This window comes from Micromonospora noduli (assembly GCF_003264365.1).
GTDB classification, from domain to species: Bacteria; Actinomycetota; Actinomycetes; order Mycobacteriales; family Micromonosporaceae; genus Micromonospora; species Micromonospora noduli.
Genome location: NZ_PYAK01000043.1, coordinates 33,233 through 49,938 on the forward strand (window position 1 = coordinate 33,233; position 16,706 = coordinate 49,938).

11 protein-coding genes are annotated in these 16,706 nt (G+C 71.9%); 4 read left to right on the forward strand and 7 right to left on the reverse strand.

The window, feature by feature from the left end; all coding sequences use genetic code 11:
- Window positions 1-7: 7 nt before the first annotated feature.
- From GUI43_RS24975 to pcaF, 6 genes are all read right to left on the reverse strand, one after another.
- On the reverse strand, window positions 8-1,372 hold the full coding sequence (locus tag GUI43_RS24975; RefSeq protein ID WP_112699918.1) for a glutamine synthetase family protein: 1,365 nt from the start codon (window positions 1,370-1,372) through the stop codon (window positions 8-10).
- 126 nt (window positions 1,373-1,498) lie between these two features.
- A complete protein-coding gene (locus tag GUI43_RS24980) occupies window positions 1,499-3,085 on the reverse strand; it encodes an amino acid permease (RefSeq protein WP_112699919.1) in 1,587 nt (528 codons plus the stop codon).
- 352 nt (window positions 3,086-3,437) lie between these two features.
- The gene (locus tag GUI43_RS24985) at window positions 3,438-3,938 is read right to left on the reverse strand and encodes a DUF456 domain-containing protein (RefSeq protein ID WP_112586780.1); all 501 of its coding nucleotides are present in this window, start codon (window positions 3,936-3,938) and stop codon (window positions 3,438-3,440) included.
- A gap of 46 nt (window positions 3,939-3,984) precedes the next feature.
- On the reverse strand, window positions 3,985-6,174 hold the full coding sequence (locus GUI43_RS24990) for a putative bifunctional diguanylate cyclase/phosphodiesterase (protein WP_249037842.1): 2,190 nt from the start codon (window positions 6,172-6,174) through the stop codon (window positions 3,985-3,987).
- A 4-nt stretch (window positions 6,175-6,178) separates the two neighbouring features.
- Window positions 6,179-6,991, reverse strand: coding sequence for an SAM-dependent methyltransferase (locus tag GUI43_RS24995; protein ID WP_112602000.1), 813 nt, complete (start codon window positions 6,989-6,991; stop codon window positions 6,179-6,181).
- A 110-nt stretch (window positions 6,992-7,101) separates the two neighbouring features.
- The gene (pcaF, locus tag GUI43_RS25000) at window positions 7,102-8,307 is read right to left on the reverse strand and encodes a 3-oxoadipyl-CoA thiolase (protein ID WP_112586512.1); all 1,206 of its coding nucleotides are present in this window, start codon (window positions 8,305-8,307) and stop codon (window positions 7,102-7,104) included.
- Window positions 8,308-8,411: 104 nt separating this feature from the next.
- On the opposite strand from pcaF, the gene GUI43_RS25005 reads away from it, so the two are divergent.
- The 4 genes from GUI43_RS25005 to GUI43_RS25020 all read left to right on the forward strand — a co-directional run bounded on the left by GUI43_RS25005 (window position 8,412) and on the right by GUI43_RS25020 (window position 12,651).
- Window positions 8,412-9,377 (forward strand): glutathione S-transferase family protein, encoded by a 966-nt coding sequence (locus GUI43_RS25005; RefSeq protein ID WP_112586510.1) that lies wholly within the window; start codon window positions 8,412-8,414, stop codon window positions 9,375-9,377.
- Window positions 9,378-9,402: 25 nt separating this feature from the next.
- The gene (locus GUI43_RS25010) at window positions 9,403-10,053 is read left to right on the forward strand and encodes a DUF998 domain-containing protein (RefSeq protein WP_249037843.1); all 651 of its coding nucleotides are present in this window, start codon (window positions 9,403-9,405) and stop codon (window positions 10,051-10,053) included.
- Between the two features lie 168 nt (window positions 10,054-10,221).
- Window positions 10,222-11,514 carry a dicarboxylate/amino acid:cation symporter gene (locus GUI43_RS25015; protein WP_181518491.1) on the forward strand — a complete coding sequence of 431 codons (1,293 nt, stop codon included), beginning with the start codon at window positions 10,222-10,224 and terminating at the stop codon, window positions 11,512-11,514.
- Window positions 11,515-11,583: 69 nt separating this feature from the next.
- Window positions 11,584-12,651 carry an NADH:flavin oxidoreductase/NADH oxidase gene (locus GUI43_RS25020; RefSeq protein WP_112699921.1) on the forward strand — a complete coding sequence of 356 codons (1,068 nt, stop codon included), beginning with the start codon at window positions 11,584-11,586 and terminating at the stop codon, window positions 12,649-12,651.
- A gap of 13 nt (window positions 12,652-12,664) precedes the next feature.
- Here the strand turns inward: GUI43_RS25020 and GUI43_RS25025 are convergent, their stop codons facing one another.
- On the reverse strand, window positions 12,665-16,267 hold the full coding sequence (locus GUI43_RS25025) for an ATP-binding cassette domain-containing protein (RefSeq protein WP_112699922.1): 3,603 nt from the start codon (window positions 16,265-16,267) through the stop codon (window positions 12,665-12,667).
- Window positions 16,268-16,706 lie beyond the last annotated feature (439 nt).

Sequence of the window (16,706 nt, forward strand, 5' to 3'; positions counted from 1 at the left end):
CACGTGGTCAGAGGCGTTCGAAACCACGGGTCAGCTCCCAGTCCGTCACCGCGGCGTCGAAGGCGGCCAGCTCGACCCTCGCCTGGTTGGCGTAGTGGGCCACCACCTCGGCGCCGAACGCCTCCCGGGCCACAGTGGAACCTTCCCAGAGGGCCAGGGCGTCGCGCAGGGTGCCGGGAACCCGCTCGGCCTCCGGGTCGTCGTACGCGTTGCCGGTGCACTCCGCACCCAGCTCCAGCTCGCCGTCGATGCCGTGCAGCGCCCCGGCGACCAGCCCGGCGATCGCCAGGTACGGGTTGACGTCGGCGCCGGGCACCCGGTTCTCCACTCGCATGCCCTGCCCGTGCCCGACCACCCGCAGTGCGCAGGTGCGGTTGTCGACACCCCAGCGCAGCGCGGTCGGGGCGAACGATCCCGGCTGGTAGCGCTTGTAGGAGTTGATGTTCGGGGCGAAGAGCAGGCTGAACTCCCGCATGGTGGCCAGCAGCCCGGCGAGCACCCGCTGCCCGGTCTGCGACAGGTGCGCCGGTCCGTCGCCGAGCATCGCCGACGAACCGGACTGGTCCCGCAGTGAGAAGTGGATGTGGCAGGAGTTGCCCTCCCGCTCGTTCGGCTTGGCCATGAAGGTGATCGCCATCCCCTCCTGGGCGGCGATCTCCTTGGCGCCGTTCTTGTAGATGACGTGATGGTCGGCGCAGGCCACCGCCTCGTCGTACCGGAAGGCGATCTCGTGTTGCCCGAGGTTGCACTCACCCTTGGCGCTCTCCGGGGTGAGCCCCGCGCCGGCCATCTCGACGCGGATGCGGCGCAGCAGCGGCTCCACCCGGGCGGTGCCGAGCAGCGAGTAGTCGACGTTGTACTGGTTGGCCGGGGTGAGGTCGCGGTAGCCACGCTGCCAGGCGTCCTCGTACGAGTCGCGGAACAGCACGAACTCCAACTCGGTGCCGGCGTACGCGGTCAGCCCGTGCTCGGCCAGCCGGTCCAGCTGCCGGCGCAGGATCTGCCGGGGCGAGGCGACCACGTCACCCGAGCCGTCGAGCCAGGTCAGGTCTGCCAGCAACAGGGCGGAGCCGGGCTGCCAGGGCACCCGACGCAACGTGGCGAAGTCCGGCACCATCGCGAAGTCGCCGTAGCCGCGTTCCCAGCTCGACATCGCGTACCCGTCGACTGTGTTCATGTCGACGTCCACGGCGAGCAGGTAGTTGCAGCCCTCGCTGCCGTTGGTCACCACCTGGTCGAGGAAGAAGGGCGCGTGGAACCGCTTGCCCTGCAACCGGCCCTGCATGTCGACGAGGGCCAGCACCACGGTGTCGATCTCACCCTCGGCGACGGCGACCCGCAGTTGTTCCAGCGTGAGCGGAGCTTTCCTCATTCGCGGGCCTCCATCACCAAGGTCTACTGGCAAACCGGATCACCGTCAATGCCCCCGGCGGCACGTGCGGCAAACCCGGCCGTCGGCCGGCGGGACGGCAGCACCGCCCGTCCCGCCGGGTGCCGATCAGACCGGGCCGTCGACCGGCGCCGGGTCGGCCGCCACAGCGGGTTCCTCGACGGTACGAACAGGGCCGGTGAACCACTTGCGGGCCGAGGCGTACCACCAGACGGCGACCACCAGTAGCACCCCGCCGACGGCGAGCGGCGCGTAGTTCACCGCCGACCAGGTGAACTCGTCGTTGCCGGGCACTCCGGCTGGCACGATCGGCAGCACGAAGTAGACGGCGATGATCGCGATCTCGATCACCGCGATCCAGCCGAGCAGCTTGTACTTGCGGCCCAGCGTCCACGGCCCCGGGACGAACCGGTCGCCCATCCGCAGTCGGAGCGCGATCGGAATGAGGAACGACAGGTAGAGCCCGAGTACCGCGACGGAGACGACCGCGTAGAAGGCGATCGGGATACCGGCGGAGCTCTCGTACAGCGCCGGCAGGGTCAGCACCAGGCCGGCCAGAGTGGCGCCGATGATCGCGTTGACCGGGGTGCCGTTGCGGTCGACCCTCGACCACAGCCGCCATCCGGGTACGGCACGGTCCCGGCTGAACGCGTACGCCATCCGGCTCATCGAGGTCACGCAGCTCATGCCGCAGAAGAACTGGCCGATGGTCGAGATGATGATGACGATCTTGAAGAAGACCGGGGTCAGCGCGGACTCGAAGATGGCGCCGGAGAAGCCGCCCGCGGCGTTGACCGCCTCGACGTCGGTGGCCGCGAAGAGAAACGCCAGCAGCAGGATCCAGCCGCCGACCGCCGAGTAGAAGATCGACTGCCAGAGTCCGCGGGCCGCGGCCTGGGAGGCGCCCCGGGTCTCCTCAGAGACGTGCGCGCAGGCGTCGAAGCCGGTAATCGTGTACTGGGTCAGGAGGAAGCCCAGCGGCAGCACGTAGAACCAGAACGTCAGTCCGCCGATGTCCCCGTCGCCGAAGCCGGAGTTGTTGAACCGCTCGGTGAACACGAACTGGAAGCTCTGGTGGTTGTCGGGCACGAAGACCAGGATGGCGACCACGACAGCCGCGCCGGCAACGTGCCACCAGACCGAGACGTTCTGGAGTACGTCGATGATCCGGTGCCCGAAGATGTTGATCAGCCCGTGCAGCACCAGGATGATCACGAACAGGACGAACGCCTGACGCAGCGTCCCGGCCCAGCCGTCGAAGAGCGCCGACATGGTGAGGTTGAGGAACGTCGCACAGCCGTAGTCCACCGAGGCGGTGACCGCCACCAGACCGATCAGGTTCAGCCAGCCGGTGAACCAGCCGTGCACCGGGCGGCCCATGGTGGCCGCCCACCAGTAGATCCCACCCGCTGTCGGGTACGCCGACACCAGCTCCGCCATGCAGAAGCCGATGATCAGGATGAACAGCGAGATCAGCGGCCAGCCCCAGGAGATGGCGACCGGCCCGCCGTTGTTCCACGCCTGACCGAAGGTGGTGAAACAGCCGGCCAGGATCGAGATGATCGAGAAGGAGATGGCGAAGTTGGAGAAGCCACTCCACTTACGGCGCAACTCCTGTTTGTAGCCGAGTTCGGCGAGCCGTCGGGCATCCTCGTCCATTGGTTGCTCGGCGGTCGGCACGGGCGTCGTGGCCACTGCACACCTCCCTGAGGTGGTTCCGCGTGCGAGTGGGCAAAGTGTCGTCCCGGCCGATCAAGGCGGTCAATACGTAGTCGGTGGGAATCTCACCGCCGTCGGGCTAATTGCGTTGCCGACCGACCGCCCCGCGCCGCATCCTGGACCAGTGACCAGGCCCGACAAGGGCCCACCCCGGGCGCTCGGACCGCCCGACCCGGTGGCGCGGGGCACGCCTCTCTCTCACGTACGGCCACTCCGCCGTACCCGAAAAGTGCCCCGCGCCCCACTCCCCCTCGTGATCAAGAGGTTTGCGTCAGATTTCCGGCCGTGCCCGACCGAAAGCTCTTGATCAACCCGGTAGAGGCGTGGGTCAGGTCAGGAGGAGGCCGGCTACCCAGAGGGCCGCGACCAGGAGGCCAGCCAGGAACTCCACCAGCATCGACAGGCCGGCGGCCTTCAGGGCCTGCACGGTGGAGGGCCACGCGAGCTGGTTGCTGCCCAGTCGGAGCCGTTCGGCCGCCCACACCCCGGCGACGAAGCCGAGCACCAGGCCGACGACCGGCACCACGAAGAACCCGATGATGCCGAGCACCCCACCGGCGAGCAGCGTGGACGTCGGCACACCGGTGCGCTTCAGGTTCCGGCCCGGCCACGCGTACTTGATCACGGCGCCACCCCCGGCGACCACTGTGGCGGCGCCGAACACCGCCCAGCCACCCAGGCCGGCGCCGCCGAAGATCGCCCAGAGCAGCACGCCGCCCCAGCACAGCGGCAGCGCCGGCAGACCGGGCACCACCACGCCGGCCAACCCGGCCAGGATGGCCAGCCCGGCCACCACTGTCACCGCCGTCTGCGAGTCCGTCAGGTCCACGCCGCTGCCCTCCGTCGCCACCCTTCGGACCGGTTCGGTCCCCCACTCACGCCAACGCTCCGCCGCGCAGCCGGGCGGTGATCACGTCGGCCGGGGCGGGCGCACCGAAGTATCGGCCCTGCCCGGTGTCGCAGCGCAGCGCCCGCAGCCGTTCCGCCTGCACGCCGGTCTCCACCGCCTCGGCCGTGACCCACAACTCCAGGGCGTGCGCCAACCGGACCAACGCGTCGACGATCCGTTCGTCGCGGTGGTCGGCCGCCGCGTCGGTCCCGTCCGCGCGGATGCCCTCGACGAACGGACCGGCGAGCTTCAGGCAGTGGATCGGCAACCGGCGCAGGTACGCCAGGTTGGAGTACCCGGTGCCGAAGTCGTCCACGGCCAGCCGGACGCCGAGCGCCGCGAGCCGGTGCAGGCTGCGCAGGGGTTCACCCGCACTGCCCATCACGGCGCTCTCGGTCAGCTCCAGTTGGAGCAGCTCCGCGGGCAGCCCGCTGGTCTGCAACGCGTCGGCGACGGTGTCCACGATGGCCGGTTCGTCGGCCTGCCGGGCGGCCAGGTTGACGCTGACCACCAGCCGAGCGTCGGGGAACTCCCGCCACCACCGTTCGGCGTCCTCGCAGGCCCGCCGCAGCACCCACTCGCCGAGCCGGACGATCAGGCCGGTCTCCTCGGCCAGGCCGATGAACCGGTCCGGCCCGATCAGGCCCAGTTCCGGATGCTCCCAACGGACCAGCGCCTCCACCGCGAGCATGGTGCCCTCCAGCAGCGACACGATCGGTTGGTAGTGCAGCACGAACTCGCCCCGCTCCAGTGCGGCGGGCAGACCGGCGACCAGCGCCGACCGGGCGATGTCCCGGGCACCGCGCTCGGGGTCGTAGACCGCCCACCGGCCGCGGCCCGCCGCCTTGGCCCAGTAGAGCGTGGTGTCCGCGGCCTTCATCAGCTCCGACGCGCTGGTTTCCGAGGCCGGGCACTGCACGATGCCCACACTGGCCGAGACGGCCAACTGGTGCTCGCCGACGTGGACCGGGGCCGCGACGGCGGCCAGCGCGGCCTGCGCGACGGCGACCGGGTCGTCGGTGTCGTCCCCTCCGTCGACGAGGATCACGAACTCGTCGCCGCCCATCCGGGCGACCAGGTGGCCGTGGTCGGCCACGCACGCGGCCAGCCGCCGGCCGATCATCACGAGCAGCCGGTCACCGAGGTCGTGGCCGAGACTGTCGTTGATCGCCTTGAAGCCGTCCAGGTCGAGGAAGCACACCCCGACCTGCTGCCCGGTGCCCGCGGTGTCGAGCACCCGTCCCAACGTCTCGAAGAACAGCGTCCGGTTGGGCAACCCGGTCAGCGGGTCGTGCAGCGCCTGGAAGCGCAGCCGCTGCTGGAGTTCGTACCGCTCGGTGATGTCCTCGATCATCGCGACGGTGAATCGCGGCCGGCCATCGTGTCGGATCAGCGAAACGGCGAGATCCGTCCAGACCACTGTGCCGTCCTTACGGTGGTAGCGCTTCTCCACCCGGGCGGCGTCGTGCTTTCCCTCGATCAGCTCCTGGTAGAGCTCCCACATCCCGGCGGCGTCGTCGGCGTGGAACAGCGACGCCACGTTGATCTCGCGCAATTCCTCGATCGAGTAGCCGAGCATGTCGGCGAACGCCTGATTGACGTCGATGATCCGACCGTCCACGCCGGCGATCCCGATCCCGATCGCCGCGCCGGTGAACACCGCCCGGAACCGCGCCTCACTCTCGCGTAGCGCCTGCTCGACCTCGTCGCGCGCCTGCCAGGCGGACCGGGCGATCCGCTCCTGCTGGCTGAAGGTGCGGTCGCGCAACGCACGGGCGAACCCGGCGGCCAGCCCGCCCTGCAACGCCGCGATCCGGTCGGCGAGGTCGGCCGGCCGGTCACCGTCGCACAGCACCCGACGCCCGAAGGTCGCGCCGAGCGCGTGCAGCGTCCACTCCAGGGCCTGCGGCTCGGTGAGGTGCGCCTCCACCAGAGCCTGCCCGACCTCCTCGGCCGGGTAGGCGCTGAACGGCTCCGCCCGTACCGCCTGAGCCAGCCGGATCGTGTGCGCCAGCAGCAGCCGCTCGGTCTCGGCCACGCTGAGCGGCACGAAACCGAGCCGGCGCACCGCGCGGGCCCAGTCGGCGGCGTACCCCTGGGCGTCCGCCCGACCGGCGACGACCCCGGCGGGGTCCCGGCCGGAATCGACCCCGGCGGGGTCCGGGACGGCGGCCACGGGATCAGCCGGCGGGCTGGTCGTACCGGGCGACGCCCCCGAAGGCGCCGAACCGTTCCGGGTGCTCGTCCACGTCGGACGGTGAGTCCGGGCGCCAGAGCGGCATGTGCACCACGCCCGGTTCCACTACGGTCCAGTCGCCGAAGAAGCCGGTGACCTGGGCGCGGGAGCGCAGGGTGATCTCGGTGGCGGTGCGGGCGGAGAGGCGCTGGGCGTCCAACATCTCCTGCGGCTGGTCCTCGAAGGTGGAGTGGGAGACGACCAGGAAGCTGCCGGGCGCGGCCGCGGCCCGCAGGGTGGCCAGGATCGCCTCGGGCTGGTCGGCGTCCGGGATGAAGTGCACCACCCCGGCCAGCAGGATGCCCATCGGACGACTGAAGTCGATCAGCCCGAGCTGTCGGGTCTCGGCGAGGATCCGCTCCGGCTCACGCAGGTCGGCGTGGATGACCCCGGTCAGCTCGTTGCCAGCCAGCAACTCCCGGCTGTGCGCGACCGCCACCGGGTCGATGTCGACGTACACGACGCGGGCCTTGGGGTTCACCCCCTGCGCCACCTCGTGCACGTTGCCCACGGTGGGAATTCCGGAGCCGATGTCGAGGAACTGGTCGATGCCGGCGTCGAGCAGCACCCGGACGGCCCGGCGCAGGAACTCCCGGCCGGAGCGCATGGTGGCGGCGAGATTCGGGGTCATGCTGGCGATCTGCTCCGCCAACTGCCTGTCGATCTCGAAGTTGTGCGCTCCGCCCAGAAAGTAGTCGTACACCCGGGCCGCGCTCGGCCTGGTCAGATCGATCTCGGTCGGCAGTCCGTCCGGCATCAGCGTGCTCCCCAGTTCATCGCCGCGGCGCGGGACGGCACCGGCGTCGGGGCGCGCAGCGGGCACGCGTGGGCACCGGTCGACCCGCGGGTCGTGTGGTGTGGACCACTCTAGGCGGCTGACTCCAGCAACAGCGAGATGCCTTGACCAACGCCGATGCACATGGTGGCCAGAGCCCGGCGTCCGCCGCGACGGCGCAGCTCCAGGGCTGCGGTCAGCGCCAGCCGCGCGCCACTGGCGCCGAGCGGGTGACCCAGCGCGATGGCCCCACCGTTCGGGTTGACGTGGTCGGCGTCCACGGGCAGCCCCAGCTCCCGCAACACCGCCACGGACTGCGCGGCGAACGCCTCGTTCAACTCCACCACGTCCACAGCGCCCACCTCGACGCCGACGCGGTCGAGCAGCTTGCGGGTGGCCGGCACCGGGCCGATCCCCATGATCCGGGGTGGCACACCGGCCGCCGCCGCGCCGACGATCCGGGCCAGCGGGGTGAGGCCGTACCGGGCGACAGCCGCCTCGCTGGCCACCAGCAACGCGACAGCGCCGTCGTTGACGCCCGAGGAGTTGCCGGCGGTCACCGTGCCGCCGTCGCGGAACGGGGTGGGCAGCGCCGCCAGCTTCGCAAGCGAGGTCTCCCGGGGGTGCTCGTCGACCTCGACCAGCCGGGTCTCGCGACGACCGGCCGGCACGGACACCGCCACGATCTCCTCGGCGAACCGGCCGTCGGCCTGCGCCTTGGCCGCACGCTGCTGCGACCGGTACGCGAAGGCGTCCTGCTCGGCCCGGCTCACGCCGTACTCGGCGGCCACGTTCTCCGCCGTCTCCGGCATCGAGTCGACCCCCCACCCGTCACGCATCAACGGGTTCACCAACCGCCAGCCCAGTGTGGTGTCGTACACCTCGGCCGAGCGGGAGTACGCCGACGTCGCCTTCGGCATGACAAACGGCGCCCGGCTCATGCTCTCCACCCCGCCGGCGATCACCAGCTCCGCATCCCCGGCGACGATGGACCGGGCGGCGGTGGCGAGCGCGTCCAGACCCGAGCCGCAGAGCCGGTTGACAGTGCTGCCCGGCACCCCCTCGGGCAGACCGGCCAGCAGCGCCGCCATCCGGGCCACGTTGCGGTTGTCCTCGCCGGCCTGGTTGGCGCAGCCGAGCACGACGTCGTCGACCCGCGCCCAGTCCACCGACGGGTGGCGGGCGACCAGTTCCCGGATCACGTGCGCGGCCAGGTCGTCGGGGCGGACGCCGGCGAGCGCGCCCGCGTACCGGCCGATCGGGGTGCGGACACCGGCCACCAGGTATGCCACGGTCATCGCGAGTCCTTAGGGGGTGCAGACGGCGGGGGTGGGGCGCCCACCGGGTCACGAGGGCTGCCGGCCGCCAGGATATCCGCGTCGGCAACGGATAGGTTGACGGCATGGCCCGGGCCCAGTTCAGCGCAGAGACCAGCGGCGGCGGAGCGTTCGTCCGCCAGCCGAACCGGTTCACCGGTCGGGTCACCGCCGACTCCACCTCGCCACCCGGCGGCGGCCCGGACGAGCAGGACCGCTGGCCGCTGGAGGCCGGCCGTTACCGGCTGATCTGGTGCCGCGCCTGCCCGTGGGCGCACCGGGCGAGGATCGTGCGTGGCCTGCTCGGGCTGGACGACGCGATCTCGCTGGGCACCGTCGACCCGATCCGGGACGAGCGGGGCTGGGCGTTCGCCCTCGACCCGGACGGCTTCGACCCGGTCCTCGGCGTGAGCTTCCTGTCCGAGGCGTACCTGGCCACCGACCAGGACTACACCGGCCGGGTGACAGTGCCTGCGCTCGTCGACACCCTGACCGGCCGGGTGGTCACCAACGACTATCCGCAGCTCACCCTCGACTTCTCCACCGAGTGGCGGTCGCTGCACCGTGCGGGGGCACCGGACCTGTACCCGGTGGAACTGCGCCCCGAGATGGACGCGCTGATGGCCGAGATCCACACCGACGTGAACAACGGCGTCTACCGGTGCGGGTTCGCCACCTCCCAGCAGGCGTACGACGAGGCGTTCCGGGCGCTCTTCGCCCGGCTGGACGCGCTCTCCGAGCGGCTGGCCGGGCAGCGCTATCTGATGGGCGGAGCGATCACCGAGGCGGACGTGCGGCTGTTCACCACGCTGGTCCGCTTCGACGCCGCGTACCACGGGCACTTCAAGTGCAACCGCAACAAGCTGACCGAGATGCCGGTGCTCTGGGCGTACGCCCGGGACCTGTTCCAGACGCCGGGTTTCGGCGAGACGGTGGACTTCGACCACATCAAGCGGCACTACTACGGCACACACCGGGAGATCAATCCCAGCGGCATCGTGCCACTCGGGCCGGACGAGTCCGGCTGGAGCACGCCGCACGGGCGTGGCTGAGCCTGGTCGGCCGGCCTCCCCGACCGTGTCGAGGGCCCGCGGCGAGGTCGCCCGCCGGGTCGCCGGGTCCGCGGCGGCCGGCTGCACCCTCGCCGGTGCGGTGGCGGTGACGCTCGCCGTGGTCGCCGGTCCCGGTCCAGGGTTCACCGGGTACGTCAGCGAGGCGGGCATCGCCGGCAGCGCCCACGCCGCGACGTACCGGATCGGGATCCTTGCCCTTGCCGGCGCGTTGCTGCTGATCGGCGCGGCGCTGCCCCCCGGGGTGTGGGCGGCGGCCCCGGCGCTGCTCGCCGCCGGGGCCGTGTTCACCGCCGTGTCGGGGGCGGTGACCTGCTCCGGCGGCTGCCCGTTGCCGCCGTTCGAGCGCGCGACGGCGGCGGATCTGGTGCACGGCGGCGCGAGCATCGCGGCGACCGCTGCGGTGGTCTTCGCCATGATCACGCTGGCGGTCTCCGGGCCGGCCGGCCGGACGGTGCGTCGGCTGGCCGGCATGGCCGCCGCGCTGGCCCTGCCGCTCTGCGCCACTGTGGGGCTGGCGATGCTCGTGATCGGTCGAGGCCCGGTGGTGGGGGTGCTGGAACGGCTGATCCTCGCCTTGGCGGTGCTGTGGGGCGTGAGTACCGCCACCGCGCTGGCCCTCTGTAAGGAGCCTCACGCGTTCCGGTCCTTCCGATGAGCGGGAATCGGCGTATCGTCGGCCAGCGATGACCAATGTCTGGGACCTCACTGTCCGCCTGTATGTCGATCTCCGACTGCAGGCCAGTGGCATCTGTCCGGGCTAGCCGCGTTCCTACGCCTGCCCCGATCGGACCGGACAATTGGATACATCCTCATGCCCTTCAGCCTGCGCAAAATTCCCTTCTCCGTGCAGATCCTGCTCGGCCTCGTGCTCGGCGTCGCGCTGGGCTTCCTTGCCCGCAGCAACGACCTGAGCTGGCTGACCAGCACCCTGCACACCGTCGGTAGCCTCTTCGTCCAACTGCTCAAGCTGGCCGTGCCGCCACTGGTCTTCACCGCCATCGTGGTCAGCGTGGTCAGCCTGCGCGGCGTCGCCAACGCCGCCCGGCTCGCCGTCAAGACCCTGATGTGGTTCGGCATCACCGCGCTGATCGCGGTGAGCATCGGCATCGGCCTCGGCCTGCTCACCAACCCGGGCAAGGGCGTGACCCTCGACCTGGGTGGCGCCGCGGCGCCGAAGAAGACCGGCTCGTGGACCGACTTCCTCACCGGCATCGTGCCCACCAACCCGGTCGGCGCGTTCGTCGAGGGCAACGTCCTCCAGATCGTTTTCCTCGCCGTCGTCATCGGTGCTGCGGCCCTGCTGGTCGGCGAGGCCGCCGAACCGTTCGTGGCGCTGAACCGCTCCCTGCTGGAGATCGTCCAGAAGGCGCTCTGGTGGGTCATCCGGCTCGCCCCGATCGGCACCCTCGGCCTGATCGGCAACGCCGTCGCCTCGTACGGCTGGGACCTGCTGGCCCCCCTCGCGAAGTTCACCACAGCCGTCTACGTCGGCTGCGCCATCGTGCTGTTCGTGGTCTACCCGCTGGTGCTGATCCTGGCCGGTCGCCTCAACCCGCTGCGCTTCTTCGCCGGCGCCTGGCCGGCGATCGAGCTGGGCTTCGTGTCCCGCTCCTCGGTCGGCACCATGCCGGTGACCCAGCGCTCCGTCGAGCGACTCGGCGTGCCCCGCGAGTACGCCTCCTTCGCGGTGCCCTTCGGCGCCACCACGAAGATGGACGGTTGCGCCGCCATCTACCCGGCCCTCGCCGCGATCTTCGTGGCCCAGGTGTTCGGCGTGCACCTCGGCATCGGCGACTACCTGCTGATCGCCTTCGTCTCGGTGGTCGGCTCGGCAGCCACCGCCGGCCTGACCGGCGCGATCGTGATGCTGACCCTGACCCTCAGCACGCTGGGCCTGCCGCTGGCCGGCGCCGGCCTGCTGCTGGCCATCGACCCGATCCTCGACATGATCCGCACCGCCACCAACGTCGCGGGGCAGGCGCTGGTGCCGACAGTGGTCGCCGCCCGCGAGGGCACTCTCGACCGCGCCGCGTACGAGTCCGCAGGCCGGCGTGACCTGACCGACCCGGAGCCGGTCGCCGACACCCGGCCCGAGCTCAGCCCTGTTCCTGCCTGACCGATTCACCAGTACGGCGACGGGCCCCTCTCCCCGGGGGCCCGTCGCCGTGTCGGAGAGGATGACCCCATGAGCTCCCTGTTCACTCCCCTGGCCCTGCGCGGGGTCACACTGCCCAACCGGATCGCCATGGCACCCATGTGCCAGTACTCCGCCGGCCCCGACGGCCTGCCCACCGACTGGCACCTGATCCACCTCGGCAGCCGCGCGGTCGGCGGTGCCGGCCTGGTGCTGACCGAGGCGACCGCCGTACTCCCCGAGGGCCGGATCAGCCCGCAGGACACCGGCCTCTGGTCCGGCGCGCACGTCGACGCCTGGAAGCCGGTGACCGCGTTCGTCGCCGCCCACGGCGCAGTGCCGGCCGTGCAGCTCGCGCACGCCGGTTTCAAGGCCTCCACCTACCGGCCGTGGGCACCCGAGCGCGGTGGTGTGCCGGACGCCGAAGGCGGCTGGACGCCCGTCGCCCCCGGTTCGGAGCCGTTCACCGCCGACTACCGGACGCCGACCAGCCTCGACGAGGCCGGCATCGCCGGTGTGGTCGAGGCGTTCGCGGCCGGAGCCGAACGCGCCCTGGCCGCCGGCTTCGCCGCCGTGGAGATCCACGCCGCCCACGGTTACCTGCTCAACGAGTTCCTCTCGCCGCTGACCAATCGCCGCACCGACGCGTACGGCGGCGACCGGGCCGCCCGGATGCGGCTCACCCTGGAGGTGGCCCGCGCGGTGCGCGCCGCGGTCGGCGAGGACGTGCCGGTGCTGACCCGGATCTCCGCCACCGACTGGGTCGAGGGCGGCTGGACGATCGAGGACAGCGTGGTGCTCGCCGGTGAGCTGGCCGGCGTCGGCGTCGACCTGGTCGACGCGTCCTCCGGTGGGGTGAGCACGGAACAGCGCATCCCGCTCGGCCCGGGTTACCAGGTGCCGCTCGCCGCCCAGATCCGCCGGGAGGCGGGCGTTCCGACCGGCGCGGTGGGCCTCATCGTGGAGCCCGAGCACGCCGAGCAGATCGTCGCCAGCGGCGAGGCCGACCTGGTGCTGCTGGGTCGGGAGTTGCTACGCGACCCGTACTGGCCGCGCCGGGCCGCCGCGAAGCTCGGCGTCGCATACTCCGGCCCCGCCCAGTACGCCCGCGCCTCCTGATCCCGACCGCCGGTCAGCCGGCCAGGTGCGACCAGTCGCCCTCCAGGTCCTGCCAGGTGCCCTGGGCGGCCACCGTGCCGCCGAGCAGCACCACCACGTGGTCGGCCCGGACCAACGCGGCGCGTTTCGCGGTCGAGCCGACAACTGTCACCCCGTGGCCGCGCAACGCCTGCCACAGCGCCAGCTCGGTGGTGACGTCCAGCGCCGACGACACGTCGTCGGCGACCAGCAGTTCGGTACGCGGCGCCAGCGCCCGGGCCAGCGCCAACCGCTGCAACTGCCCGCCGGAGAGCCGGGTGCCCTTGTGCCCGATGAGCAGGCCCAGCCCACCACCAGCGGCGGCCAGGTCATGGTCGAGCTGGGCGGTGCTGACCGCCCCCGCCGCGTCCACCTGGTGCCCGAGGGCGATGTTGTCGGCCACCGTGCCGGAGAGCACCCGGGGCAACTGACCGACGTAGCCGACCTGGTTGGGACGTAGGAACAGCTCCGGCTCGGTGACCGGGTCACCGTTCCAGGCCAGCTCGCCGGTGTGGTGCACGATCCCGGCCAGCCCGCGCAGCAACGAGGACTTGCCCGACCCCACCGGCCCGACGACCAGCACCAACTGCCCCCGCTGCACGATCAGGTCCACGTCCCGGACGGCCACCGTGCCGTCGGAGTGCACCACCCCGAAGCCGCGCAGCTCCAGCCGGCGCAGCGGATGCCGCGGCGGCATGGTCGGCGCGGGCGCCGTCCCGGCGGTCAGGTCGACCTCCGGCACCCCCGCGGAGTACGCGCTCACCCCGGTCATCGCCGCCGTGCGCCGGGTCCAGACCCGCGCCGAGGGCAGCTGCGAGATCAACGACGCCGTCGTCCAGGCGAACCAGCGGGCCGCGCCCAGGGTGGAGACGGCCACCAGCACCGCCCCGGCGGAGAGCGAGCCGTTCAGGTAGAGCGCCCAGGCGCCGATCGGCAACAGCCCACTGGCCATCGACGGTGTGGAGCGCGCCCACACCTGCACCGAGATCTCCCGCCGCTGCCGGTCGCTGCGCAGCACGTCCAGGCCCGCCAGGTGGCGCAGCACCGCAGTGGTCGCGCCGGCGAGCTTCACCGTCCGCGCCGCGGAGAGCGCGGAGACCAGCGCCGTGGCGAAGGAGGCCCGCGCCGCCACGGTCGCCCGGGCCGCACGCTCCAGCTTCGGCCCGAACAACGTCGCGGCCAGCCCGGAGACGACCATCGTGCCGAGGAAGAACAGCCCGGGTACGACGCTGCCGGTGACCGCCGTCATGGCGACCACGAGCACCAGCGCGACGGTCTGGTCCAGCACGTTGTCGGCGAGCTGGACCACCCGTTCGGTGTCCCCGCCCTGCGCCACCACCTCGGCGGGGGTGTGTGAGCTGACCCGGCGCGGCCCGGTCTGCCCGTGCACCAGGCGAAGGCCGATCCTCAGCATCTGCCGCACCCACCACTGCGGGAACCAGACGTGGGTGTAGAACGGCAGCGGCAGGGTGACCAGCAACCCGGCGACGATCCCCACCGCCGGCAGGTACGGGTTGCCCGTCCCGTCGACCAGGTCCGCCCAGAGCCAGGGCAGCACCGGGCCGTCCAGCCCGAGCAGGCTGAGCCCGAGGAACAGCACGATCGCGGCCGCACCGTACCGGGGATCGTTGGTGCAGAGTCGGAAGATCTCCCGCAGCGTCCGGGCCTGCGGCACCGGCGGCAGCGGCGGCGGGTCGGCCCGGGTCGGCCCGACCGCGCCCTGCGTGCCGTTCGGCGGTGTCGCCGGCGCGGTCTGCCTATTCGGCTCGGCCCGCGCGGGCGCCGGCTCGGTCGGCCAGGCGGCGGCATGCTCGGTCGGCGCGACCGGCTCGCCCCGCGCGGGCGCCGGCTCGCTCGGCCACGCGTCCGGACCGGGGCCGACCAGAAGGTCGGTGCCGACGCCGCTGCGACCGGCCGGCGCCACAGTCGCGTACGCGGCAGCGTGGCTGGTCGCCAACAGTTCCGCGAAGCGGGTCGACGACTCCAGCGGACCGGCCTCGACCACCGCGCCGTCGGCCAGGACGACCACCTCGTCACAGCGGCGCACCGAGGAGAGTCGGTGCGCGATGACGATGCCGATCCGGTCGCGCAGCAGTCGTTCGGTGGCCCGCTGCACCCGCGCCTCGGTGACCGGGTCCAGCCGAGCGGTGGCCTCGTCGAGGATCACCACGTGCGGCTCCCGGACCAGGATCCGGGCGAACGCCACCAACTGCTCCTGACCGGCGGAGAGCACATGCCCGCCCTCCCCCAGCCGGGTCGTCAACCCGTCCGGCAGCTCGGCGATCCAGCCGGCCAGGCCCAGCTCGTCGAGCGCCCGAGCAGCCGCTTCGAGCAACTCCGGGTCGAAGAGCGCCACGTTCTCGGCGAGCGTGCCGGCCAGGATCTCGGTGCGCTGCGGCACCAACGCCACCCAGCGGCGCAGCTGCTCGACGTCGAGGTCGCACAGGTCGGTGCCGCCAAGGAAGACAGTGCCCGGCGGCACGTCGACCGCCCGGGTGAGCACCTTCGCCAGCGTCGACTTGCCCGAACCGGTCCGCCCGATCAGCGCGTACGAGCGACCGCGCGCGAAGGTGAGGCTGAGCCCGCGCAGCGCGGCACCTCGGTCACTCTCCCCGTACCCGAATGTCAGATCCCGGATGCGCAGGTCACCCTCGCTCGGGCTGGCCCCGCCGACCGGCTCCTGCCGGGCCTTGTAGAGCAACTGCACCCGCGCCCACGCGCCGAGCGCCTCCTGGATCTCCGGCACCATCCGGCTGACGTGTTCCGCTGTCGCCCCGAAGGCCAGGGCGAGCAGCCAGATGGCGGTGAGCCGCGCGGCGTCGATCCGGCCGGTGGCCAACGCCCAGGCACCGCCGAGCACCACAGCGCCGATGCCCGCCCGGATCGTCGCGGTGGCCACCGTCGCCACCCGGGCGGACAGCACCCAGACCACCAGGCCACGGGACAGCACGGCGGAGGCCCGCCGGGCGTACAACCGCAGCACGTACGGCCGCGCCAGACTGGTGCGAACGTCGTCCTGGCCGTGCACCGCCTCCTCCATCACGGCGGCCAGGTCGGACCACGCCTCCTCCTCGGCCATCCGGGCCGGGCCGATCCGCGCCGTGGGCCGGCGCAGGCCGACCGCGAGCACCACAGTGAGCAGCACCATCGCGATCCCGGCCGGCCACCACACGAAAAGCGCCACGACCATCGACAACAGACCGACGCAGAGGCCCTGGGCGAGCCGGGTGCCCTGGTTACGAATTGCCGACGCCACCTGATAGACGTCCCCGTCGATCCGGTCCAGCAACTCGCCCACCGGAGTGGTCTCCAAGGTGGGCAGGTCCTGCCCGAGAGCCACGCGGCAGAGCCGGCGACGCACGTCGGCGGACCAGTCGGCGGTCAGGCCGGCCATCAGCAGACTCACAGCGAGGTCGCTGAGGACCACGGCGACCAGGGCCGCGGCCAGTACGGCGAAGAAGCCAGCCGAACGATGCACCAGCACCGCGCCGGCCAGCGCCGACGCACCCGCCTGCCCAGCGGCACCCAGCACGATCAGGACGGCCACGATCGTCACACGACGGGTCGAAGTGCCCCACAGATCACGGAGCAGGCGCATGGAAAGTCCTCCGGGACGTGGGTGGCGGAGACCTCAGCCTGCCGGCACCACCCCGTCAACTCAACCGATTTTCCCGCCCCTGAGCTGGACTTCCGTCAGTTCCGCCAGCGGCGGCAGCCGACCTGCTCGACGCTGCCGGCCACGGCCACGCCGCCCGTTTCCCGAACCAGACACGTGGCACAAACCGTCGGTTTCAGGTCAGCGCCGCCAGCAGCCGGCAACGCACGCCACAGTGGCGGACCAGATGCCGGCCGGCAGAACTCCGGCGGCTCCACCGGCATCCCAGGCGTTTCGCCCGATCTGATGCGGTCTAGCCAAGGCGTCGCCGTCAGAGGCTTCTTGATCGACTCGGGTTTCATGAAGTCGGGGTGTCCGGGCGTCCGGGATGCCCCGACTTCCGTGAACCCGAGTGGATCACCCGGTGAGGGCCGGTTCGGCG

Excerpts from the sequence above, each read along its gene's own strand:
- GUI43_RS25025 (WP_112699922.1), bottom strand. The coding sequence starts at position 16,267 with ATGCGCCTGCTCCGTGATCTGTGGGGCACTTCGACCCGTCGTGTGACG.
- GUI43_RS25005 (WP_112586510.1), top strand. The coding sequence starts at position 8,412 with ATGGCCCGGGCCCAGTTCAGCGCAGAGACCAGCGGCGGCGGAGCGTTC.
- GUI43_RS24975 (WP_112699918.1), bottom strand. The coding sequence starts at position 1,372 with ATGAGGAAAGCTCCGCTCACGCTGGAACAACTGCGGGTCGCCGTCGCC.
- GUI43_RS24995 (WP_112602000.1), bottom strand. The coding sequence starts at position 6,991 with ATGCCGGACGGACTGCCGACCGAGATCGATCTGACCAGGCCGAGCGCG.
- pcaF (WP_112586512.1), bottom strand. The coding sequence starts at position 8,307 with ATGACCGTGGCATACCTGGTGGCCGGTGTCCGCACCCCGATCGGCCGG.
- GUI43_RS25020 (WP_112699921.1), top strand. The coding sequence starts at position 11,584 with ATGAGCTCCCTGTTCACTCCCCTGGCCCTGCGCGGGGTCACACTGCCC.